General features: G+C 69.2%; 24 protein-coding genes. 13 read left to right on the forward strand and 11 right to left on the reverse strand.

All coding sequences use genetic code 11. The features are described from left to right. Positions 1-61 precede the first annotated feature (61 nt). A complete protein-coding gene (locus ACFV2X_RS10340; protein ID WP_385613894.1) occupies positions 62-829 on the forward strand; it encodes a hypothetical protein in 768 nt (255 codons plus the stop codon). Positions 830-890: 61 nt separating this feature from the next. Here ACFV2X_RS10340 and ACFV2X_RS10345 read toward each other — a convergent pair whose 3' ends face one another. Further along, positions 891-1,742 carry a hypothetical protein gene (locus ACFV2X_RS10345; protein ID WP_385613897.1) on the reverse strand — a complete coding sequence of 284 codons (852 nt, stop codon included), beginning with the start codon at positions 1,740-1,742 and terminating at the stop codon, positions 891-893. 72 nt (positions 1,743-1,814) lie between these two features. Between ACFV2X_RS10345 and ACFV2X_RS10350 the strand changes: the two genes are divergently transcribed. The 5 genes from ACFV2X_RS10350 (at position 1,815) to glmM (ending at position 6,551) form a co-directional block, all read left to right on the forward strand. Continuing rightward, positions 1,815-3,434: an ABC-F family ATP-binding cassette domain-containing protein gene (locus tag ACFV2X_RS10350; protein ID WP_385613900.1), complete on the forward strand. Its 1,620-nt coding sequence runs from the start codon at positions 1,815-1,817 to the stop codon at positions 3,432-3,434. Between the two features lie 34 nt (positions 3,435-3,468). After that, positions 3,469-3,801 (forward strand): hypothetical protein, encoded by a 333-nt coding sequence (locus tag ACFV2X_RS10355; RefSeq protein WP_385613903.1) that lies wholly within the window; start codon positions 3,469-3,471, stop codon positions 3,799-3,801. Between the two features lie 235 nt (positions 3,802-4,036). Continuing rightward, positions 4,037-4,480: a 50S ribosomal protein L13 gene (rplM, locus tag ACFV2X_RS10360; RefSeq protein WP_346173366.1), complete on the forward strand. Its 444-nt coding sequence runs from the start codon at positions 4,037-4,039 to the stop codon at positions 4,478-4,480. 40 nt (positions 4,481-4,520) lie between these two features. Continuing rightward, entirely contained in the window at positions 4,521-5,036 is a 516-nt protein-coding gene (rpsI, locus tag ACFV2X_RS10365; protein ID WP_385613905.1) for a 30S ribosomal protein S9, read from the forward strand. Between the two features lie 156 nt (positions 5,037-5,192). After that, positions 5,193-6,551, forward strand: coding sequence for a phosphoglucosamine mutase (glmM, locus tag ACFV2X_RS10370; RefSeq protein ID WP_385613907.1), 1,359 nt, complete (start codon positions 5,193-5,195; stop codon positions 6,549-6,551). Here glmM and ACFV2X_RS10375 read toward each other — a convergent pair. The 3 genes from ACFV2X_RS10375 to ACFV2X_RS10385 all read right to left on the reverse strand — a co-directional run bounded on the left by ACFV2X_RS10375 (position 6,548) and on the right by ACFV2X_RS10385 (position 9,550). Beyond that, complete coding sequence (locus ACFV2X_RS10375) at positions 6,548-7,486, reverse strand: DUF389 domain-containing protein (protein WP_385614021.1); 939 nt, start codon at positions 7,484-7,486, stop codon at positions 6,548-6,550. The two genes, glmM and ACFV2X_RS10375, sit on opposite strands and share 4 nt — an antisense overlap. A gap of 40 nt (positions 7,487-7,526) precedes the next feature. Beyond that, positions 7,527-8,576 (reverse strand): type I pantothenate kinase, encoded by a 1,050-nt coding sequence (gene coaA / locus ACFV2X_RS10380; RefSeq protein ID WP_385613909.1) that lies wholly within the window; start codon positions 8,574-8,576, stop codon positions 7,527-7,529. Between the two features lie 152 nt (positions 8,577-8,728). Next, a complete protein-coding gene (locus tag ACFV2X_RS10385) occupies positions 8,729-9,550 on the reverse strand; it encodes a hypothetical protein (protein WP_385613912.1) in 822 nt (273 codons plus the stop codon). A 154-nt stretch (positions 9,551-9,704) separates the two neighbouring features. On the opposite strand from ACFV2X_RS10385, the gene glmS reads away from it, so the two are divergent. Together glmS and ACFV2X_RS10395 are read left to right on the forward strand one after the other, a co-directional pair. Continuing rightward, positions 9,705-11,552 (forward strand): glutamine--fructose-6-phosphate transaminase (isomerizing), encoded by a 1,848-nt coding sequence (glmS, locus tag ACFV2X_RS10390; RefSeq protein ID WP_089509670.1) that lies wholly within the window; start codon positions 9,705-9,707, stop codon positions 11,550-11,552. A gap of 7 nt (positions 11,553-11,559) precedes the next feature. Next, positions 11,560-11,928, forward strand: a complete 369-nt coding sequence (locus ACFV2X_RS10395) for a holo-ACP synthase (protein WP_385613915.1) — start codon at positions 11,560-11,562, stop codon at positions 11,926-11,928. Positions 11,929-11,991: 63 nt separating this feature from the next. On the opposite strand, the gene bla is transcribed toward ACFV2X_RS10395, so the two are convergent. Beyond that, the gene (gene bla / locus ACFV2X_RS10400) at positions 11,992-12,921 is read right to left on the reverse strand and encodes a class A beta-lactamase (RefSeq protein WP_385613918.1); all 930 of its coding nucleotides are present in this window, start codon (positions 12,919-12,921) and stop codon (positions 11,992-11,994) included. Between the two features lie 117 nt (positions 12,922-13,038). Here bla and ACFV2X_RS10405 point away from each other — a divergent pair, with 117 nt between their 5' ends. From ACFV2X_RS10405 to ACFV2X_RS10425, 5 genes are all read left to right on the forward strand, one after another. Beyond that, a complete protein-coding gene (locus ACFV2X_RS10405) occupies positions 13,039-13,920 on the forward strand; it encodes a LysR family transcriptional regulator (protein ID WP_385613920.1) in 882 nt (293 codons plus the stop codon). Next, complete coding sequence (locus ACFV2X_RS10410) at positions 13,917-14,816, forward strand: serine hydrolase (protein ID WP_385613923.1); 900 nt, start codon at positions 13,917-13,919, stop codon at positions 14,814-14,816. The genes ACFV2X_RS10405 and ACFV2X_RS10410 overlap by 4 nt, the downstream gene beginning before the upstream one ends. A gap of 80 nt (positions 14,817-14,896) precedes the next feature. Further along, positions 14,897-15,391 carry a hypothetical protein gene (locus ACFV2X_RS10415; protein ID WP_385613925.1) on the forward strand — a complete coding sequence of 165 codons (495 nt, stop codon included), beginning with the start codon at positions 14,897-14,899 and terminating at the stop codon, positions 15,389-15,391. A 111-nt stretch (positions 15,392-15,502) separates the two neighbouring features. Next, a complete protein-coding gene (locus ACFV2X_RS10420; RefSeq protein WP_385613928.1) occupies positions 15,503-15,718 on the forward strand; it encodes a DUF2283 domain-containing protein in 216 nt (71 codons plus the stop codon). A gap of 668 nt (positions 15,719-16,386) precedes the next feature. Then, the gene (locus ACFV2X_RS10425) at positions 16,387-16,557 is read left to right on the forward strand and encodes a hypothetical protein (protein WP_385613930.1); all 171 of its coding nucleotides are present in this window, start codon (positions 16,387-16,389) and stop codon (positions 16,555-16,557) included. Between the two features lie 73 nt (positions 16,558-16,630). On the opposite strand, the gene ACFV2X_RS10430 is transcribed toward ACFV2X_RS10425, so the two are convergent. Genes ACFV2X_RS10430 through ACFV2X_RS10455 form a run of 6 tightly spaced genes read right to left on the reverse strand, consistent with a single transcriptional unit; the run spans position 16,631 to position 20,733 of the window. Next, positions 16,631-17,074, reverse strand: coding sequence for an NUDIX hydrolase (locus ACFV2X_RS10430; protein WP_385613933.1), 444 nt, complete (start codon positions 17,072-17,074; stop codon positions 16,631-16,633). 21 nt (positions 17,075-17,095) lie between these two features. Continuing rightward, on the reverse strand, positions 17,096-17,887 hold the full coding sequence (locus tag ACFV2X_RS10435) for an STM4013/SEN3800 family hydrolase (protein WP_385613936.1): 792 nt from the start codon (positions 17,885-17,887) through the stop codon (positions 17,096-17,098). Further along, the gene (locus ACFV2X_RS10440; RefSeq protein ID WP_385613938.1) at positions 17,884-18,393 is read right to left on the reverse strand and encodes a hypothetical protein; all 510 of its coding nucleotides are present in this window, start codon (positions 18,391-18,393) and stop codon (positions 17,884-17,886) included. The genes ACFV2X_RS10435 and ACFV2X_RS10440 overlap by 4 nt, the downstream gene beginning before the upstream one ends. Further along, on the reverse strand, positions 18,386-19,021 hold the full coding sequence (locus ACFV2X_RS10445) for a thymidylate kinase (protein WP_385613941.1): 636 nt from the start codon (positions 19,019-19,021) through the stop codon (positions 18,386-18,388). The genes ACFV2X_RS10440 and ACFV2X_RS10445 overlap by 8 nt, the downstream gene beginning before the upstream one ends. Next, complete coding sequence (locus ACFV2X_RS10450; protein WP_385613942.1) at positions 19,018-20,043, reverse strand: radical SAM protein; 1,026 nt, start codon at positions 20,041-20,043, stop codon at positions 19,018-19,020. The genes ACFV2X_RS10445 and ACFV2X_RS10450 overlap by 4 nt, the downstream gene beginning before the upstream one ends. 24 nt (positions 20,044-20,067) lie before the next feature. Continuing rightward, entirely contained in the window at positions 20,068-20,733 is a 666-nt protein-coding gene (locus tag ACFV2X_RS10455; RefSeq protein WP_385613945.1) for an ATP-binding protein, read from the reverse strand. Positions 20,734-20,889 lie beyond the last annotated feature (156 nt).

Consider the following 20,889-nt stretch of genomic DNA (forward strand, 5'->3'; position numbering starts at 1 on the left):
ACCCGATGTTTGATGATCTCGACCGCGATCGCGGGAGAGTCAATCAAGGATGGACAAAAACGTGAGTAAGTCTGTGTCGCGCGTCGTGTTGGCGGTCACGGCCGTGGCGGCGCTGGGGTTGGTGACCGCGTGCGGCGGCGACTCCGACGGTGACAAGAAGTCCGACAAGTCGTCGGAGAGGTCGGCCGAGAAGGCGCCGGCGGCGGAGCAGCAGGCCGCGCCGCTGCCGAAGGCCGCGCTGGAGAAGGCCGTGGTCGTGAAGGCCGACATCAAGGGCTTCGACGTCGAGAAGATGACGGACAAGGAGTACTCGGACGGCGGCGAGGCCAAGGCCGCGGACGCCAAGTGCCAGCCGCTGGCGCAGTTGATGGGTGCTCAGACGAACCCGGCGCCGAAGGACTCGGCGTACGCGACGTTCTCCTCGGCCGGGGCGCTGACCGGCGGCGGCAAGGGCACGGGGACCGCCACGGGCATGATCCGGGTGTCCTCGTACGCGGAGGCCGGTGCCGAGCAGACCGTATCGGACCTGCGGGGCGCTCTCGCGGCATGCGCCGGTGGGTTCAAGGCGACCGACGGGAGCGGCGAGAAGGCGGACGTCGCGAAGGTGGAGACGCTGACCGCGCCGAAGCTCGGCGACGAGGCGCTGACCTACACCTTGGCCGAGGCGGGCACGGAGGACGTCGGCACCGTGAAGTTCACGGTCGTGCGCTCCGGTACGCACCTGTCCGTGTTCTTCGGCGTCGACATCGCGAACCCCACCAAGCCCCTCCTCCCGGACGTCGTGGTCTCGGCGCAGGTCGCCAAGTTGGAGAAGGCGCTGAAGGCGTAACAGAGCGCCGCCGTCCGCCAGTGCCCGGCCGCGGAGCCGGGTACGGGCCGGGCGGCGGCTTCTAGTTGGTGGCCGTCGCCGCCGCCGACGCCTGCTGGTTGCCGCGCTCCAGGATGCGGCGGAAGGCGTAGTCCGCGATATCGCGTCCCGCCCCCACCGCCTTGGTGTCGCTGCTGGTCACGTCCTTGCCGGAGGTGTAGCCGGCGATGGTGAAGTAGGCGTAGCGGCCAATGGCGTTGGCGGATGCCTGGCAGTCGGCCTGGCGGCAGAAGACGGGTACGCCGCCGCCGGCGAGGGACGCCACATTGGGCCCCGACTGATTCTTGGCCCGCTCCGCCGCCGCCTTGGTGTCGAAGACGGCGATGCCGACGGTGACCGCGACGCCGTCCTTGGAGAAGGTCGCGCGGAACAGTTGGCGGCAGCCGTTGTTGGTGAGGACGGAGCCGAGGCCGCCCTGGGCCGCCGTCGCGCAGTTCTTCGTGGCGGCGGTGGCGGCCTTGGAGTACTCATGGCCGTTCCCGACGGCCTTGTCACCGGAGAAGAGCGTGCCGGTGCTGATCGGCGCCTTGTCCCGCTTCGCGCTGGAGATGATGTCCAGCGGCTTCGGTGGGGCCGGTGGGGCCACATCGGAGAACGTGGGCTCGGGGGTGGGGGACTCGCTGGGCAGGTCCTGCGGCGCGGGCAGCTGACTGGCGGACTTGTCAGACTTGTTGGAGTCACCCTTGCCGCCGCTGCTGATCACGGCCGTGGCGACGATCGCCGCGACGGCGGCCGTCGCGAGCACACCGCCGCCGATGAACAGCAGCTTGCGGCGGCGGCCACGCCTCGCGGTGTCGTCGGCGAGTGCCGCCCAGTCAGGCGTCGGCGGCTGGGATCCCCCGGGCCCGTAAGGCCCCCCTTGCCCAAAGCTCATGGCGCGCATCTTAATCCGGTCGGGTGCTAAACCGGTTGGTCCGGTACACCACCAGAGGTCACAATCCGGTGCATGGGACATGTGGAGGCGGGCCATCTCGAGTACTACCTCCCCGACGGGCGGGTGCTGCTCGGGGATGTGTCGTTCCGGGTCGGTGAGGGCGCCGCGGTCGCGCTGGTGGGGGCCAACGGCGCGGGGAAGACCACGCTGCTGAGGCTGATCGCGGGGGAGCTCAAGCCGCACGGCGGAGCGGTGACGGTCAGCGGCGGGCTCGGGGTGATGCCGCAGTTCGTGGGGTCCGTACGGGACGACCGGACGGTGCGGGACCTGCTGGTGTCGGTCGCGCGGCCGGGGATCCGGAAGGCCGCCGGGGCGGTGGACGCGGCCGAGTACGCGATCATGACGAAGGATGACGAGCCCGCGCAGATGAGTTACGCGCAGGCGCTCAGCGACTGGGCCGAGGCGGGCGGGTACGAGGCCGAGACGGTGTGGGACATGTGCACCATGGCCGCGCTCGGCGTCCCGTACGAGCGGGCGCAGTGGCGCCAGGTGCGGACGCTGTCGGGCGGTGAGCAGAAGCGGCTGGTGCTGGAGTCGCTGCTGCGCGGCGCCGACGAGGTGCTGCTGCTGGACGAGCCGGACAACTATCTGGACGTCCCCGGTAAGCGGTGGCTGGAGGAGCGGCTGCGGGAGACGAAGAAGACGGTGCTGTTCGTCTCCCACGACCGGGAGCTGCTGGCCCGCTCCGCCGAGAAGATCATCAGCGTGGAGCCGGGCCCGGCGGGCAGCGACGTCTGGGTGCACGGCGGCGGCTTCGCCACGTACCACCAGGCCCGCAAGGAGCGCTTCACCCGCTTCGAGGAGCTGCGGCGGCGCTGGGACGAGGAGCACGCCAAGCTCCGGCAGCTGATACTCACCCTCAAGCAGAAGGCGGCGTACAACTCCGGCATGGCCAGCCGCTACCAGGCCGCCACGACCCGGCTGCGGAAGTTCGAGGAGGCGGGCCCGCCGCAGGAGCCGCCGCGTGAGCAGGACATCCGGATGCGGCTGAAGGGCGGCCGGACCGGAGTGCGCGCGGTGACCTGCCAGGGGCTGGAGCTCACCGGGCTGATGAAACCGTTCGACCTGGAGGTCTTCTACGGGGAGCGGGTGGCCGTACTCGGCAGCAACGGCTCGGGGAAGTCGCACTTCCTGCGGCTGCTGGCGGGCGACGGGGTCGCGCATACGGGCGCGTGGAAGCTGGGGGCGCGGGTGGTGCCCGGACACTTCGCGCAGACCCACGCCCACCCCGAGCTGGACGGGCGCCCCCTCGTGGACATCCTGTGGACCGAGCACGCCAAGGACCGGGGCGGCGCGATGAGCGCGCTGCGCCGCTATGAGCTGGAGCGCCAGGGTGACCAGCGCTTCGACAAGCTGTCGGGCGGGCAGCAGGCCCGCTTCCAGATCCTGCTGCTGGAGCTTGCGGGGGCCACCGCGCTGCTGTTGGACGAGCCGACGGACAACCTGGACCTGGAGAGTGCGGAGGCGCTGCAGGAGGGTCTTGAGCGGTACGAGGGCACGGTGCTGGCTGTCACGCACGACCGGTGGTTCGCCCGGTCCTTCGACCGCTTTCTGGTCTTCGGGTCGGACGGGGTGGTGCGGGAGGCGCCGGAGCCGGTCTGGGACGAGGGGCGGGTGGCGCGTAAGAGGTGAGCCGGGCTGTGCCGCTATGAGCTGGAGTGCCAGGGTGACCAGCGCTTCGACAAGCTGTCGGGCGGGCAGCAGGCTCACGGGGGTCTGGGGGTGTCCCCCAGAAGGAAGGGGTCAGATCCTGCTGCTGGAGCTTGCGGGGGCCACCGCGCTGCTGTTGGACGAGCCGACGGACAACCTGGACCTGGAGAGTGCGGAGGCGCTGCAGGAGGGTCTTGAGCGGTACGAGGGCACGGTGCTGGCTGTCACGCACGACCGGTGGTTCGCCCGGTCCTTCGACCGCTTTCTGGTCTTCGGGTCGGACGGGGTGGTGCGGGAGGCGCCGGAGCCGGTCTGGGACGAGGGGCGGCCCGGCGCGTGGGAGCGCTGAGCAGCGTGACGTGCCGGGGGTGTTTTGACCCGTACGGGGGCGGGCCGGTATTCTGCCAGTTCGTTATGCGTATTGGCTTGCTCGTTCTCACGTGAGAGGCCGTTACGCCGGTCCACCGGGCCGATGACCAGCGGCAGGCACTCGGTTTGCGTCACCGATGTGCGGCCAAGGCTGTCGTGATCGTCCGGGTGGCCTTGTCAGGACCACACTCACTGAAGAAGCGAAGGCTACGACCGTGCGTACGTACAGCCCCAAGCCCGGCGACGTCCAGCGTCAGTGGCACGTCATCGACGCCACCGACGTCGTCCTGGGCCGCCTGGCCTCTCAGGCCGCCACCCTTCTCCGGGGCAAGCACAAGCCGGTGTACGCGCCGCATGTCGACACTGGTGACTTCGTCATCATCATCAACGCCGACAAGGTGCACCTCTCCGGTAACAAGCGGACCCAGAAGATGGCGTACCGCCACTCCGGCTACCCGGGTGGTCTGCGTTCCATCCGCTACGACGAGCTGCTGGAGAAGAGCCCGGAGAAGGCCGTCGAGAAGGCCATCAAGGGCATGCTCCCCAAGAACACCCTGGGCCGTCAGATGCTCTCGAAGCTGAAGGTCTACGCGGGCGACCAGCACCCGCACGGCGCTCAGCAGCCGGTCCCGTTCGAGATCACCCAGGTCGCGCAGTAGTCCCGGCCACCCCTAAGACGAAGAGAATCTGAGGAGCATCGTGGCCGAGACCACCGCCGAGACCCCCGTCGAGACCACCCTCGATGTCGAGGAGTACACCACCGAGAGCGTGGAGACGATCGAGTCGGAGTACACCTCCGAGTCGCTCGCGTCCCGCTTCGGCGAGCCGCAGCCGGCCGCCGGCACCGGGCGTCGCAAGAACGCCATCGCCCGCGTCCGCATCGTGCCGGGCAGCGGCCAGTGGAAGATCAACGGTCGCACCCTTGAGGGCTACTTCCCCAACAAGGTGCACCAGCAGGAAGTCAACGAGCCCTTCAAGGTGCTCGAGCTGGACGACCGCTACGACGTCGTCGCCCGCATCACGGGTGGCGGCGTCTCCGGTCAGGCCGGTGCGCTGCGCCTGGGCATCGCCCGCGCGCTGAACGAGGCGGACGTGGACAACAACCGCGGCCCGCTGAAGAAGGCCGGCTTCCTGACCCGTGACGACCGCGCCACCGAGCGTAAGAAGGCCGGTCTGAAGAAGGCCCGTAAGGCGCCGCAGTACAGCAAGCGCTAATCGCGCGGCTGCGCTGCCCATACGGCGGCTTCGCTCGCTTGTTCGAACGCCCCGGCGGCACCACCCGTGCCGCCGGGGCGTTCGGCTATTCGCACCAGGGGGCGTATACCTACAAGCAAGCTTCCGCCCCCCAGCTCGTAATCTCGGAGGACACCAGTGGGACGACTCTTCGGTACGGACGGTGTGCGCGGTGTCGCCAACGCCGACCTGACGGCTGAGATGGCGCTCGGTCTGTCGGTCGCCGCGGCGCATGTGCTCGCCGAGGCGGGAACCTTCGAAGGCCATCGGCCGGTGGCGGTGGTCGGGAGGGATCCGCGCGCGTCCGGAGAGTTCCTGGAGGCCGCCGTGGTGGCCGGTCTGGCCAGTGCGGGCGTGGACGTGGAGCGGGTGGGCGTGCTGCCGACGCCCGCGGTGGCGTATCTGACCGGTGCGCGGGGCGCGGACCTCGGCGTGATGCTGTCGGCCAGCCACAACGCGATGCCCGACAACGGCATCAAGTTCTTCGCCCGCGGTGGCCACAAGCTCGCGGACGACCTGGAGGACCGGATCGAGACCACCTACCGCGCGCACGCCTCCGGCGAGCCGTGGGTCCGGCCGACCGGCTCGGGCGTGGGCCGGGTGCGCGAGTACGGGGAGGGCTTCGACAAGTACGTCGCCCACCTCATCGGCGTCCTGCCCAACCGGCTGGACGGGCTGAAGGTCGTCATCGACGGGGCGCACGGCGCCGCCGCCCGGGTCTCCCCCGAGGCGTTCGCCCGGGCCGGCGCCGAGGTCATCACCATCGGCACCGAGCCGGACGGGCTCAACATCAACGACGGCTACGGCTCCACCCACCTGGACCGGCTCCAGGCCGCCGTCGTCGAGCACCGGGCCGACCTGGGCATCGCGCACGACGGCGACGCCGACCGCTGCCTGGCCGTGGACGCGATGGGCGAGGAGGTCGACGGCGACCAGATCCTCGCGGTGCTCGCGCTCGCGCTGCGCGAGGCGGGCGGCCTGCGGGAGAACACGGTCGTCGGCACCGTGATGTCCAACCTCGGCTTCAAACTCGCCATGCGGCGCGAGGGCGTCGAGCTGGTCCAGACGGCGGTCGGCGACCGCTATGTGCTGGAGGAGATGAAGGAGCACGGCTATGCCCTGGGCGGTGAGCAGTCCGGCCATGTCATCGTGCTCGACCACGCCACCACCGGCGACGGCACCCTGACCGGGCTGCTGCTGGCCGCCCGGGTGGCCGCCACCGGCCGTACGCTGGCCGATCTCGCGGCCGTCATGGAGCGGCTGCCCCAGGTGCTGATCAACGTCCGGGACGTGGACAAGTCCCGGGTCGCCTCCAGCGCCGAGCTGGCCGCGGCGGTGACGGACGCGGAGCGCGAGCTGGGTGAGACCGGGCGGGTGCTGCTGCGGCCCTCCGGGACCGAGCCCCTGGTGCGCGTGATGGTCGAGGCCGCAGACATCGACCAGGCCCGGTCGGTCGCGGAGCGCCTCGCGGACGCGGTGAAGTCCGCGCTCGGCTAACGCCCGAGAGCGCGCTCTCGCTGCTTGGCCCACAGATACTTCTGGGCCAGCAGCGTGAGCGTGCCCGCGACCACGATCCCGGCCAGGTTCAGCAGCAGCTGCTCCGTCGAGCCCCACATCTGGGCGATCTCGCCGTAGCCGAGCGCCACCGCCGCGTTGGCCGCGGCCGGCACCGTGGTGACGGAGATCGCCACGCCGACCAGCGCCCCGGACTTCGCCGAGGTCAGCGAGAGCGTTCCGGCGACCCCGGCGAGCAGGGCCACGACGAAGGAGAAGAGGTCCGGCTTCCAGATGAAGTCGGTGTTCGGCCGCGGCCGCTCCAGCTGGTCCTTGGAGAACAGCCCGAAGGCGTCCATGAGCACGCCGAAGCCCGTCGTCAGCACCATCGCCACCGCGAACCCCACGACCAGCGCGATCAGCGAACGCGCCGCGAGCCGCGGGGCCCGCTGGACCAGCGCGGTGGACAGCCCGGCCAGCGGGCCGAACTCCGGGCCGACCGCCATCGCGCCCACGATCAGGATCGCGTTGTCCAGCACCACACCGCAGGCCGCGATCATCGTGGCGATGGCGAGGAAGGCCAGAAAGGTGACGGAGAGCGTGGACTCCTCGTGGGTGGCCTCGGCCAGGTGCTCCCACAGGACGGCGTCCGCGCCCTCGCCCGGCGCCTCCTCCTCCGCCTTCTCGGCGCGCTTGGACAGCGACAGGTCGATGTTCTCGACGGCGATCGAGCCGTAGGTGTCCACGCCCAGCGCGCGCAACTCGCCCAGCAGGGCGTCGCCCGCCTCGCGCGCCACATCGACCAGCACCACGTCCCCCGCCGGGTTGCGCGCGACGCCCGGCAGCACCACGAGGTGGGTGGTGCCCACCGTGTGCTCCACGGTGCGCACCACCTCGTCGGTGCGGTCGGCCGGGACGATCAGCCGCAGATGCAGCACGGTCATGCTCCCGTTCGGGTCTCAGAGGTTCGGGTCGGTCTCAGAGTTTGCGCAGCGACAGCCGCTGGACCTTGTGGTCCGGGCCCTTGCGGAGCACCAGCGTGGCACGGCCGCGGGTGGGCGCCACGTTCTGCTGCAGATTGGGCCGGTTGATGGTGCGCCACATCATCCGGGCGTAGTCCAGCGCCTCCTCCTCGGAGACCTGGGTGTACTTGCGGAAGTACGAGGACGGGTCCTGGAAGGCCGTCTCGCGCAGCTTGCGGAAGCGGCCCAGGTACCAGCGCTCGATGTCCTCGGCGCGGGCGTCGACGTACACGCTGAAGTCGAAGAAGTCCGCGAGGCCGACGCGGGTGAGGCCGTCATTGCCGGGCAGCGCGGGCTGGAGCACGTTCAGCCCCTCGACGATCAGGATGTCGGGGCGGCGTACGGTCAGCCGCTCGCCCGGCACGATGTCGTAGATGAGGTGGGAGTAGACGGGCGCCGAGACCTCCTCCTTGCCCGCCTTCACATCCGCGACGAACCGGGTCAGGGCCCTGCGGTCGTACGACTCGGGGAAGCCCTTACGGGACATCAGGCCGCGCCGGTGCAGCTCGGCGTTGGGGTGCAGAAAGCCGTCGGTGGTGATCAGCTCGACGCGCGGATGCTCGGGCCAGCGGGCCAGCAGCGCCTGGAGCAGCCGGGCGGTGGTGGACTTGCCGACCGCGACGCTGCCCGCCACGCCGATCACGAAGGGCGTACCGGGCTGGGTGCCGTTGCCCTTCTTGGTGTCGCCGAGGAAGGTGTTGAGCGCGCCGCGCAGACTGCCCGTGGCGGCCACGTACAGATTCAGCAGCCGGGAGAGCGGGAGGTAGACGTCCCGTACCTCGTCGAGGTCGATGACGTCGCCGAGACCACGCAGCCGCTCGACCTCCTCGGCGGTGAGCGGCAGCGGGGTCTTGTCCCGCAGCGCGCTCCACTCGGCGCGGGACAGATCCACGTACGGGCTCGGTTCCGTCCGCCGTGGGGGGCGGGGAGGGTGCTGGGGCGGTGAGTCGTGCTCCGGGTGTGCGGGGTGCGCGGGGTGCGCGTCCTGCGCGGGAGACGTGATCATCCTCTCATTGTCGGGGCTCGGCGCGGGCGCGTGGGGGCGGGCGGGGCGTGGGGTCCATCACGCGTGGCGTTCGCGTGGCGTTCACCACGCGCGGCTTTCGGCCGGCCGAGGCTTTCGGGCAGCCGAGGCTTTCGGCCGGCCACGGCTTTCGGTCAGCCGAGCAGGACGCCGCCCATCGTGGTCGCCGGGACGGTCCGGGAGGCGTCGGGCGCGGCGACCTTCACCGGCTTCCCGAACGCGGACAGCGTCATGGTGGTCGTGACGGACACCGTCGCCATGCGGTAGGTCATCTTCAGCCGCACCAGCCGCCCCTGGTGGTCCACCCAGGCGTCGGCGAACACCGGCAGGTCGGTGCCCTGAACATCCCGTATCTTCTCGGCGCCCTCGCGGGGCTTGTCGGCGAGGCGCAGGGTGAGGGTGGCGTGGTCGATCGAGCCCCGGTACCTGGTGGTGAGGGTCCCGCCGACGGTCTCGTTGGTGGCGAAGCGTTCCACCTTGCGCATCGCGGAGATCTGGCGGAGGTAGTGCTCGGGGTCGTTGAGCGGGGCGCGGAGCAGATAGTGGGCCTCGGCCTTGCCGCGCGCGACCGCGCCCCAGGTGCCCTTCGCCACGCCCTGGATCCCGTTCACGTAGATGGTGTCGCCGTCGAAGATCTCGTCCACGTGGTCGATCGCGCCCCCGGGGAAGTCCACCGCCAGTTTCCCCTTGTCCTTGGCCAGGTCGAAGGGGCCGTCGAGGGAAATGGGGAACGCCCCCTCTCCTTCGGCGACCAACACCTCCCCGTGGATATCGGCGCTCGTGCCGCGGACCTTCGCCACGGCGGCGCGGACGGCCTCGGTGGCGGTCTTTCCCGCGTCCTTCTTCTCGGCGGAAGGGTTCGTGTGGTCCTCGTCCGAGGAGCATCCGGTCGCGAGCGCGAGCAGCGCGGTCGCGACGCCGCAGGCTCTGAGGGCATGAGTGGTGGCGCGGCGCATGATTCCCCCCTGAGATGAGATGGGCGGCCTCCCGGCCGCCCATGCGCATTATGCATCGCCGTGGATGCCGGACGTGCGACGGATGACCGGCAGGTGGCGGATTGCGGGTGGGGGGTGGCTCGTGGGTGCGGCCACGGGCCGTACGCTGCACTGCATGTGCGGAATCGTTGGTTATGTGGGAGGGCAGTCCGCCCTCGATGTCGTCCTCGCCGGGCTGAAGCGGCTCGAATACCGCGGCTATGACTCGGCGGGCGTCGCCGTGCTCGCCGACGGTGGGCTGGCCGCGGCCAAGAAGGCCGGCAAGCTCGCCAACCTGGAGAAGGAGCTCGCGGACCGCCCGCTGCCCAGCGGCGGCACCGGCATCGGCCACACCCGCTGGGCCACCCACGGCGGCCCGACCGATGCCAACGCCCATCCGCACCTGGACAACGCGGGCCGGGTGTCCGTCGTCCACAACGGCATCATCGAGAACTTCGCCGCGCTCCGCGCCGAGCTGGCCGAGCGCGGCCACGAGCTGGCCTCCGAGACCGACACCGAGGTCGTGGCGCATCTGCTCGCCGAGTCATTCTCCTCATGCGGCGACCTCGCCGAGGCGATGCGGCAGGTCTGCCGCCGGCTGGAGGGCGCCTTCACGCTGGTCGCGGTGCACGCGGACGCGCCCGATGTGGTGGTCGGCGCGCGCCGCAACTCGCCGCTGGTCGTCGGCGTCGGCGAGGACGAGGCGTTTCTCGCCTCCGACGTGGCCGCCTTCATCGCCCACACCCGTGAGGCCATCGAGCTCGGCCAGGACCAGGTCGTCGAGGCGCGCCGGGACGGCGTGACGGTCACGGACTTCGACGGGGCGCCCGCGGACGTCCGTACGTACCACGTCGACTGGGACGCCTCCGCCGCCGAGAAGGGCGGCTACGACTACTTCATGCTCAAGGAGATCGCCGAGCAGCCGAAGGCCGTCGCGGACACGCTGCTGGGGCGGATCGACGTGGCGGGGAACCTGACCCTGGACGAGGTCCGGATCCCGGCGTCGGTGCTGCGCGAGGTCGACAAGGTCGTCATCGTGGCCTGCGGCACCGCGTACCACGCGGGGATGATCGCGAAGTACGCCATCGAGCACTGGACCCGTATCCCCTGCGAGACCGAGCTGGCCAGCGAGTTCCGCTACCGCGACCCGATCCTGGACCGGCGGACGCTGGTGATCGCCATCTCGCAGTCCGGCGAGACCATGGACACGCTGATGGCCCTGCGGCACGCGCGCGAACAGGGCGCGAAGGTGCTCGCCATCTGCAACACCAACGGCTCCACGATTCCGCGCGAGTCGGACGCCGTGCTGTACACCCACGCCGGGCCCGAGGTCGCGGTCGCCTCCACCAAGGCGTTCCTCACCCAGCTGGTGGCCTGCTACCTGGTGGCGCTGTACCTGGGGCAGGTGCGCGGCACCAAGTGGGGCGACGAGATCCAGTCCGTGATCCGCGAGCTGTCCGAGATGGGCACCCAGGTCGAGCAGGTGCTGGAGACCATGGAGCCGGTGCGGGAGCTGGCGCGGACGCTGGCGGACAAGAACACCGTGCTGTTCCTGGGCCGCCACGTCGGCTTCCCGGTCGCCCTGGAGGGCGCGCTCAAGCTCAAGGAGCTCGCCTATATGCACGCCGAGGGCTTCGCGGCCGGTGAGCTCAAGCACGGGCCGATCGCGCTGATCGAGGAGGACCTGCCGGTCGTGGTGGTGGTGCCCTCGCCGCGTGGCCGGTCCGTTCTCCACGACAAGATCGTCTCCAATATCCAGGAGATCCGGGCCCGCGGCGCCCGGACGATCGTCATCGCCGAGCGCGGCGATACGACGGTGGCCCCGTACGCGGACCACCTGATCGAGATCCCCGTCACCCCGACCCTGCTGCAGCCCCTGGTCGCGACCGTGCCGCTGCAGGTCTTCGCGTGCGAACTGGCCACGGCGCGCGGCAACGAGGTCGACCAGCCGCGCAACCTGGCCAAGTCCGTGACCGTGGAGTGAGCGGCCGATGATCATCGGGGTCGGCATCGACGTGGCCGAGATCGACCGCTTCGACGATGCGCTGCGGCGTACGCCGGGGATGGCCGACCGGCTGTTCGTCCCGGCCGAGCTGACCCTGCCGAGCGGCGAGCGGCGCGGGATCGCGTCGCTCGCCGCCCGGTTCGCGGCCAAGGAAGCCCTGGCCAAGGCGCTCGGCGCACCGGGCGGGCTGCGCTGGACCGACGCGGAGGTGGAGACGGAGGCCAGCGGGCAGCCACGGCTGACGGTGCGCGGGACGGTGGCGGCGCGGGCGGCGGAGCTGGGCGTACGGGCGTGGCATGTGTCGCTCAGCCATGACGCGGGGGTCGCGTCGGCGGTGGTGATCGCGGAGGGGTGAGCGGGTGCCCTGCGGGAGCGGGGTGGTGCGCCCGGGGTGCGTGGGTGGTGCGGGGCGTGGCCCCTACGACAGCGTGTCGGCGACCACGGACGCCGCTTCCGCGAGCAGCTTGTCGTCGGGTTCGGCGTCCTTCTTGCCGCGGTGCGACAGGATCGCGATCACGATGGGGGCCTTGTCGGGGGGCCAGACCACGGCGATGTCGTTGCGACCGCCGTAGTAGCTGCCGGTGCCGGTCTTGTCGCCGACCACCCAGCCCTTGGGCACCCCGGCCCTGATGACCTTGTCGCCCGTCGTGTTGGTCCGCAGCCACTTCGTGAGCTGCGCCCGTTCGCCCTTGGCGAGGACGTCCCCGAGGACGAACGCGCGCAGGTCCTTCGCGAACGCCCGCGGAGTGGTGGTGTCCCGCAGCTCGCCCGGGACCCACTCGCTCAGATACGGCTCGGGGCGATCCATCCGGGTGACGTCATCGCCCAACTTCTCGAGCGTGGCGTCGAGGGCCTTGGGCCCGCCGAGTTCCTTGAGGATCAGGTTGGCCGCGGCGTTGTCGCTGTAGCGGACGGCGGCGTCGCACAGCTCGCCCAGGGTCATCCCGGTGTCCACGTGCTTTTCGGTTACGGGGGAGTTGGCGATTAGTACATCCTTGGAGTACGTGATTTTTCTGTCCATCCCGCTGAGCGAGAACTTCTTCAGGGCGGCACCGGCGGCCATGGCCTTGAAGGTGGAGTTGTAGGCGAAGCGCTCGCCGTCGTTGTACACCACCTCACGGCCGGTGCCCGTGTCGATGGCGTAGACGCCCAGGCGCGCGTCGAACTTGTGCTCGAGGTCCCTGAACTCGCGGACATACGACGCCGCCTGACTGTTCGCCGCTTTCGAGGACGGAGAGGACGGAGAGGACGAGGCATTGGAACCGTCCTGGCCGCAGGCCGCGAGCGGGACGAGGGTGAGTGTGGCAAGCGCACCGCGAATGGCGCGCCGGGCGCGGATGTGCCGCATGGTCCGAACCTCCTGTGGGGGATGTGGCTGATGGGGCCACTTTCGTCTCGCGGCAGCCATACGATCCAATACGATCGAGTGGGGTTCCATGCTGTTTTGGCATAGGGGGTGTTGGCCGTGGATCTGGTGGGAGCGTGTCGCGCGTTCGTCAGCGTGAGCGAGCGCGGCAGTTTCACCGTCGGAGCGGCCGCCGCCCGGATGTCCCAGCCAGTGGCCAGTCGCCGTATCGCCGCCTTGGAGGAGCGCTTCGGTGAGCAGCTGTTCGAGCGCACCTCGCGGCGGGCCGTCCTCACGCCCTTCGGCCGGGAGATGCTGCCGACGGCCCGTCAGCTCGTCCTGGCCGCCGACGTACTGGAACACGAGGCGGAAACCGCCAAGCGCAAGCCGTGGCGGCTCGCGGTGCCCGGAATCTGCTCCACCGTCGATCTGGCCCGCCTCGTCGCCGACGCGCGAGGACACGGCGTCACCCTCGAACTCCGCGTCGGCCCTTCGCCGCGGCGGCTGGAGCTCGTCCGCTCCCAACAGGTGCGTGCCGCCTTGCTTCCGGTGCCGCCGGACGAGGCGGCGTGGTCCGTGCCGCTCGGGCTGGCCGGCGCCCGGGATCCCGGCGTGAAGCGGGTCTACGTCGAGACGCTGCGGATCGGACGGGCCGACCCCGTCCCGCCCCGCCGTATCTGGATCCAACCGGAAGACGACGTCCCGCACGTCCGCGACCCGCTGACGCGCCTGCGCGACGCCGTCGGACTGCGGCCCGCACAGCTCGTCGTCGCGGACGACCTCACGACCGCCGCGGCGGAGGTGCTGTGCTCACGCGATCTGCTGCTGTGCTCGCCCGCGCAGGCCCGGGAACTCGCCCTGAGCTGGCGCCCCATCGGCGAGATCGCGCTCACCCGGGGGTATGCCCTCACCGGCGCGGCGGTCGGCGATCCACAACACATCCAGGCACGCCTGGGCGACGCGATCGCACGCTGCGTCGGTGCCGAGGGGGCGGTCGCATGACCGAGGCGCTGCTCCGCGAGATGCGCGGGCGACTGCACGACGGTGGCCTGCGCGGATACCTCCTCGTCCGGGATCTGCACACCGGCGAAGAGCTGGGCATCGATCCGGATGTCCAGCTGCCGTCCGCGTCCCTGGTCAAGGTTCCGCTCGCGCTGGCGACAGCGGAGCGCATCCGGCGCGGCGAGCTCGACGGAGCCACGATGCTCGACGTACGACCCGGGCGGATCACCACGCCCGGCCCGACCGGACTGAGCCGATTCCGCCACCCCGCCCGGATCGCGATCGACGACCTGCTCTATCTGTCCACCTGCATCAGCGACGGAGCGGCCGCCGACGCGCTGTTCGACCTCACCCCGCCCGCCCAGGTCGCGGACCTGCTCCACGAGCTCGACCTCCACGGCATCACGGTCCGGCACATCACGGACGAGCTGAGTGACACGCCCGTGGAACGCTTCGACACCACACAGGCACATCTCGCCCACGCCCTCGCCATCGACGCCGGCACCCACGGCCGTGGACACCGGGTGCCACAGCTCGACACCACCCGCGCCAACACCGGCAGCGCACGCGCCTGGGCCGAACTGCTCCAGGCCCTGTGGACGCCGTCGACGATCCACCCGGACGTAGCCGAGCGCGTGCGCCGCCTCATGGCCAACAACGTGCTACGCCACCGCCTCGCCCCGGACTTCGGCTCCGACGCCACCACCTGGTCCTCCAAGACCGGCACCCTCCTCAACCTCCGCCACGAAATCGGCGTCGTCGAGCACTCCGACGGCCAGGCATTCGCCATCGCCGTCCTGACCGAGTCCCTCGTCCCCGCCATCACCCAGCCCGGCGCCGAGGCCCTGATGGCCCAGGTCGCCCGCGCGCTCCGCGATCACCTGCGGCAGCTGTAGGCGCGCTGGTTGAGCGGTATCGTCGGCAGCCGCGCGGATGGTGCGGACGGCTCGGGGGATGTGACGTGTACAGCTTCTACATGTTCGAGGGCTCCTGCTGGCAAGGCGGCGGCGGTTGGGAGCACCTCGAGGTCGGCAACAACCTCGAAGAGCTCGACGCCTCGGTCGCCTACTACGTGCGCACGGGTTCGTGGGCGGCCGGCCATACGTTCGTGATCAGGGTGTATCGCCATGGCGAGCTGCTGGTCGAAAGGGAGCTCGACCCGTTCCTGACGGTGAAGGTCCCCGGGCTGACGCCGATGCGGTCCGCCGAGGACGGTCGAGCCCGTGGTGGCGTGCCGGAGCCCGGTGGGCCGTACGACGGCATGGACGAAGACGCCGTCTGGGAAGTGCTGCCCCAGGAGATGTACGAGATCGCGTCGGAATCCCCCGAGACCATCGAAGTAAGCGTCGACTGGGATGGCCTTGCCCTGCCGGAACTGGACGCTCCGGTGCTGCCGACGGGGGTTGGCGTCCTGCTCGACGGGCGCGAGCTGCGGTACGGCCGCAACTCGACTCTGGACGGGTGCATCTGACCTGCTGTCGGGCTTGAGCTGTGGGATCTGTGTGACGAGGCGGACGACTCGGACAGCGAACCCAACGGATCACCGGATCGGCGTTGCGGGTGGGCGAACGAGGGGGAGGCAATGCGAGTCACATACGACGCCAAGGCGAACATGGCGTACATCTACCTTGTCGAGGAGATCGGTCCAGGCGAAGCCGTCCGTCAGGAAATCGCTGGGGACAACATGACCGCAGTCCTCGATTTCGACGCACAGGGACGGCTTCTGGGCGTCGAACTTTTCGACGCCAGGAGCCGGTTGCACCCCGATCTCATGGCCATCGCCGAGAAAATCGGGTGACCCGCGCCCGTTGAGCGCGTAGGGCAAGCCCCTACGCCCCCCGGGCGTCGGTGCTGCCGCCGGGCATCCGTCCCAAGACCGTGCAAGGGCCACAAGCCTGCCGCATCCGCACTGGGACCGTTCCCCGGCATGGCCCAGTACAACAATGGCATGAACCGTTCACTGATCCTGGCTGTGGCCGCTGCCGCAGTGCTGACTGCTGGCTGTGCCGACAACGGGGGAGAGTGTTGGGACCAGCGCACAGAGCCCTCGGCGATCAGGGGCAAGGAACGGCCCGTCAAGATACAGCCGAGCCAGAAGCAGCCCGAGGGGCTGACGTACGCCCAGCTCGAGAAGGCCGTGCCAAAGCCCATAAGGGAAGGTTCTGTCACCGATCAGGTGCTCCGCCACCTGCGGCAGAAGACCCTGCGCATGGCAAACGAGTCGGCAAGACCGATCCCGGCCGGTGCTACGGCGACGTCGCCGGGAGCGTCGGGTCCACCACCCGCTGCACCATCACGTACGAGGGGATGAAGGTGCAATGGCTGGTGGAGATTACGAAGGTGGAGCCGTGGGGTTTCGGCAACACGGACTACCAGTACACCTCCCGGCCTCTGACGGGCGTGGTCACAGCCCGACAGGTCTACGACGCCTTCGCACTAAAGGTTTGGAGCGCTTATCACCGACCAATGGCACGATGCGACCGGATCCCGGAGCTCTTCACCGCCAAGGTCGGCCAGAACACCGGCTGCCGCTGCCAGGAGCTCTCGTGGTCGTGCCACGACGATGACGACGACTTCGAGTGGCGGGACTGGCACGTCCGCATCGACGAAGAGGGTGGCTACGTGACCTTCGCCTGACTGGACATCGGGAATCGTGACTGCCTTGCCGGTCGCGGGTGCTCATTGCATGGGCGGACACGTAGATGCGATCTCAAGGCGCCGCTCTATTGGCGAGAAGCAGTGCCAAGGGGCCGGCGGGAAGGAGAAACCGACCTTCCGCTGCCGCGTGGATGGCGTCACCCATCGGCCACCAGGACAGCTTGAAGCCTTCCTCGGTGGGGGTGAGTGCCTGCGGCCCGCAGGTGAGGTCTCGGGCCTCGAAGAGGTGCACGCGCGCAGTCGATTCCAGGGTGATGGCGTAAGAGCCCAGTGAACGCCACTGCTGAGCGGTGATGCCCGCCTCCTCCCGCAGTTCGCGGCGCGCGCACTCTTCCGTTGTCTCGCCGTCTTCTCTGCGCCCACCTGGCAGGAACAGGTACTCCCCGCCATGGCGGGGGAAGTCGGCGGTCAGGACGGCCACCATGTCGTCCGCATCGCGGGCGACCACGACGGAAGCGTCGCGGACCGGCCCGAGGGCTTGAGTGTCGTCGTTCATGCCTGGCGAGAGTAGCGACCATCAGCGCACCATCGCCGCGTACGGCACATTCATGACGACGGGATGGGCAATCCCCCGGCCGTGAAACCCGTCGTCGCCGAAGGCATCGCCGTGGTCGGCACACATGATGATCAGCCAGCGCTGCTTCGCCGTCAGAGTCGTTATCAAGCGCCAAAGGTGCTCGTCCGCATATGCGAGCGCGGCGCGCTGTGATGCGTGGCTGTCTCTGCTGTCGCCGATGTAGTGCCCGTGGGGGACGTGGGTGGCTGAGACATTGACGAAGAGGTACAGCGGGCGGCCGTTGTACCTGTCGGCGATCTCCAGGGCTTGGCCGACTTGATGGCGGGTCGAGTCGATCTCGGGCGAGCAGAACTCAGGCCGCCAGTGATCCTCATCGAACATGTCGGGAAGGACGGAACCGAGCGGTGTCTCCCGCGAGAAGTAGGTGACGCCGCCTACGCAGACGCTTCGATAACCGTATTCAGCGAGGCCGATGAGGAGGTTGGGCGCCTCGAAGACGAACGTCTCATCGGGGACTTTCTTGAAGGCCGGTGGGCGGCATTCCCACAGGCGGGGCGGCTGCTCCGGCTGCGGGAGTTTGGGCAGGAAGCCGGAGAAGAACGCCATGTGGGCGGGGAGAGTGAAGCTCCCGGGAGTGTGCCGACGCTCCCAGCCTCCTTCTGGCAGCAGGCTTGCCAGGCGTGGGGTGAGTCCGTCTTCGAGCGCAGTCCGGGCTACGTCGTAGCGCAACGAGTCGAGGGTGATGAACAGGATGCCGGTGCCGGTTTGGATGATCTCGGCCGCGTCGATCACTCTGTTGCTCCTTCCGGGGCTGACTGCCAGGGGTAGAGCTCCACTCGGCCCTTGGCCTGCTCGTTGACGGGGATCGGGACACGGTCCCCAGCGATCATGTGGCGAATGCGGGCCAGCCCGGTTTCCTCACCGAGCGGATGCCCTTCGCCGTCATACAGGGCGATCTTCACCTGCTCCACGCCGTCGTCGACGGTGGTGGTCACCAGGGCGCCCGGTACGGCCCCTAGCTCTTGCGTGGTCTGGACCAATATGGCCTCGGTGGCGACACGAAGGTCCGTGACGGCGCAGGCGAAGTGCTGGGCATTGACGGCGCCCCGGCAAAAGCGTCGATAGAACACGGCGCTGGTCGCACACCCGTCGTAGCCAACGACGATGCGATGAGCCTGGGTGGCGACCACGAGGCAGGCGCCTACCCACCAGGCGACACCTTCATGGATTTCGCCAGGGAAGCAGCCGATCGCGCCGCCGTCGCGGATGACGGCTGCTGTGTCGATGGGGTTAAGCATCCTGGGCCTCCAAGTGAGCGCTGATCCAGTCGGCGAGGTCATCGGGAGTCCTGTTGTCGGTATCGACCAGGACGGCCGAGGAATCGGAGGCGGCCACTTTCTCGAAGTTCGCCAGCAGCCGCGCCAAGCGGCCGGGGACGGCGACGAGGTCTGTGTCGTCCCGCTTCATGTCCTGCTTGCCTTCCATGCGCTGCCGCAGCGCCGACTCCGAGCAGTGCAGGTAGAAGGTGTGGGTGGGGATCTCCAGATAGGGGCGGAACGGAGCCAAGAGTTCGGTGACCGCCTCTACCTCGACTTCGTGAACGGCGGCGTGACACGCGATCACCGATGAGACGTAGCGATCGGCGACCACAGGGCCGAGCGACCGCCCAAGGCGGATCGAGTCGGAGGCGTGAAGGACGCCAGAGAGGTAGAAGGCGAACTGTGGCAGGGAGCGCAGCCGCGAATTCACCGCAGACGACCAGCCGGAATGCGGGAGGGGCAGGGTGTGCAGCCCGGTTGCGCGGAGTCGCTGGGTCAGTGCCTCCGCGAGCGTCGATTTGCCGATCCCGGAGACGCCTTCAAGGACGACGAGCGAGCCTCGGGGACCTTCGACCTCAATGGGCAGGTAGGCCCGGGGCAGGCTCATAGGGTCCCCTCGGTGAACGATGTGATGTGCCTGGCGACGGCTTCGGCGAACAGTGCCCGATCGGCCAGGAGGTCCTTCGCCTCCATACGCAGGTCCTCGCGCAGAAGACAGGGCTGGACGCCCCCGTCGTGGTCAATGCGCAGGGCCCAGAAGCCCTCGACGCACTTGGCTCGGAGCGGGCAGCTCCCGCACTGGCCCACGTGATGGCGCCCCAGGTTCCGGTGGATCACGTCGACCTCGACGCCATCGACACGGAAGACACGGCGGCCCTGCCCGACGCCGGCCACCTCGGTGTGTTCGTCGCTGGTGAGTGAGCGCAGATACGCAATGATTTCTTCGGCCGATACGGCGGAAGAAGCCCGACCTTTGTTGAAGTCGGTGCCGACGAGTTCGATGAACTGCACCGGCATCCGCCTCTCCAGAGCGAAGTCAAGGATCTGGCGGACCTCGTGAGCATTTTCTTTCTGAAGGAGAGTGTTCAGCTCGACCCGCTCGAAGATCTCCCGGGCGACTTCGATGCCGTCGAGGACTGTGTTGATCCCGATGCGCGTCCCGGCGATGGCGCGCAAGGACTCGTCGGAGAAGTAGTGGAGGGACACCTTTACCTTGTCCAAGGGAGTCTTGGACAGCCATGACCGATGTGTTCGGACGCCAGTGCCGTTGGTGATCAGCGTGTACGAGACGTCCGGGCCAGGCTTGGGGAGCTGTTCCAGAACGGGTCGGGCCAGGGGCGAGGCCAGAGGTTCACCGCCGGTGAAGTAGACACGCTTCAATCCCGCCTCCATCAGGGCGGTGATCAGCGTGAGATATCCATCTACGCCGAGACCTCGGGGGCGGGGCTGTCGCGAACGATCCACGCGGGTCAAAGGGGGTGGCACATCACCTTCGTTGTGGCAGAACCAGCAAGCGATGTTGCAGCGCGGACCGAAGGACACGCGCAACTGACCGCGAAGGGCAGCGAAGTTTCGTAAGGCCGTCCAGTCGACTTCGGAAGCAGCGAGCGGAACGTGAGCGGTGTGCACGACGACCTCCATAGAAGGCGGGAGTCACTGGGGGCGAAGAGGATGGACACCTACTTGATGGTCATGAGGCGGACTGACGAGCCACGGCTGGCCACTATGCGAGGTGGACGGGCAGCTCTTGGCGCGCCCCATGCCGGTGAGCTGTCTTTCGGCTTGCGGACGCGGGAGGCCCCTGGGTGTGCTGGAGAGCACCCATAAGCGCTTGCCGCCGCTCGGTGCGGCGTCGGCGGCGATGCGGAAGTGGACAACCTTGCCCAGATCATCCGGTTCCCAGCCCCATGAGTAGGCCAGCGCCTCTACGATGGCGAGCCCGCGACCGGATTCGCTGTCAAGGTGGGGAGCGGTCACCACTGGCAATTGCAGAGAACGGTCGGTGACGGCGACACGCAGATGGTGGCCAGTCCATCCGGTGGTGATCCTGCACTTGCCACCCGCGTGGGTCAGCGCGTTAGTGATGATCTCGGACGCGCAGAGCTTCACATTGCTCAGGGCGGCGGGGCTCAGTGGCACTCCCCATGTGAGGGCGACAGCCACAATCCGGTCCCGGGCGTCGCTTACCGCGTTCTCGCCGTCTTCGACGTGGAACGTATCCGGGGCTGGCAGCGCCGTGCGGTCGTCGACTCGGATGGCCACCGTCTGAGTGCCCGAGGCGATGCTCGGGGCGGTACGGCAGAAGGGGATCTCGGGCATGCATCAGGACCTTTCATCAGGCATGACTCCGCGGCTGCACCTCAACCGGCAGCGGCCGACCGGACCCATCTATGACCAGAGTCGATGCCGAGCCCTGAACGCCCGGCAGGTCTATACGGAACCGCTCCCAACCGGCCCGGCGCCAGAGAAGAATTG

Source organism: Streptomyces sp. NPDC059679 (assembly GCF_042734105.1).
Lineage (GTDB): Bacteria > Actinomycetota > Actinomycetes > Streptomycetales > Streptomycetaceae > Streptomyces.

What these genes read in the sequence shown, in the direction of transcription:
- ACFV2X_RS10345 (WP_385613897.1), bottom strand. Translation starts at nt 1,742, where the DNA reads ATGAGCTTTGGGCAAGGGGGGCCTTACGGGCCCGGGGGATCCCAGCCG.
- ACFV2X_RS10350 (WP_385613900.1), top strand. Translation starts at nt 1,815, where the DNA reads ATGGGACATGTGGAGGCGGGCCATCTCGAGTACTACCTCCCCGACGGG.
- coaA (WP_385613909.1), bottom strand. Translation starts at nt 8,576, where the DNA reads ATGATCACGTCTCCCGCGCAGGACGCGCACCCCGCGCACCCCGCACAC.
- ACFV2X_RS10385 (WP_385613912.1), bottom strand. Translation starts at nt 9,550, where the DNA reads ATGCGCCGCGCCACCACTCATGCCCTCAGAGCCTGCGGCGTCGCGACC.
- glmS (WP_089509670.1), top strand. Translation starts at nt 9,705, where the DNA reads ATGTGCGGAATCGTTGGTTATGTGGGAGGGCAGTCCGCCCTCGATGTC.
- ACFV2X_RS10395 (WP_385613915.1), top strand. Translation starts at nt 11,560, where the DNA reads ATGATCATCGGGGTCGGCATCGACGTGGCCGAGATCGACCGCTTCGAC.
- bla (WP_385613918.1), bottom strand. Translation starts at nt 12,921, where the DNA reads ATGCGGCACATCCGCGCCCGGCGCGCCATTCGCGGTGCGCTTGCCACA.
- ACFV2X_RS10410 (WP_385613923.1), top strand. Translation starts at nt 13,917, where the DNA reads ATGACCGAGGCGCTGCTCCGCGAGATGCGCGGGCGACTGCACGACGGT.
- ACFV2X_RS10415 (WP_385613925.1), top strand. Translation starts at nt 14,897, where the DNA reads ATGTTCGAGGGCTCCTGCTGGCAAGGCGGCGGCGGTTGGGAGCACCTC.
- ACFV2X_RS10420 (WP_385613928.1), top strand. Translation starts at nt 15,503, where the DNA reads ATGCGAGTCACATACGACGCCAAGGCGAACATGGCGTACATCTACCTT.
- ACFV2X_RS10425 (WP_385613930.1), top strand. Translation starts at nt 16,387, where the DNA reads ATGGCACGATGCGACCGGATCCCGGAGCTCTTCACCGCCAAGGTCGGC.
- ACFV2X_RS10430 (WP_385613933.1), bottom strand. Translation starts at nt 17,074, where the DNA reads ATGAACGACGACACTCAAGCCCTCGGGCCGGTCCGCGACGCTTCCGTC.
- ACFV2X_RS10440 (WP_385613938.1), bottom strand. Translation starts at nt 18,393, where the DNA reads ATGCTTAACCCCATCGACACAGCAGCCGTCATCCGCGACGGCGGCGCG.
- ACFV2X_RS10445 (WP_385613941.1), bottom strand. Translation starts at nt 19,021, where the DNA reads ATGAGCCTGCCCCGGGCCTACCTGCCCATTGAGGTCGAAGGTCCCCGA.
- ACFV2X_RS10455 (WP_385613945.1), bottom strand. Translation starts at nt 20,733, where the DNA reads ATGCCCGAGATCCCCTTCTGCCGTACCGCCCCGAGCATCGCCTCGGGC.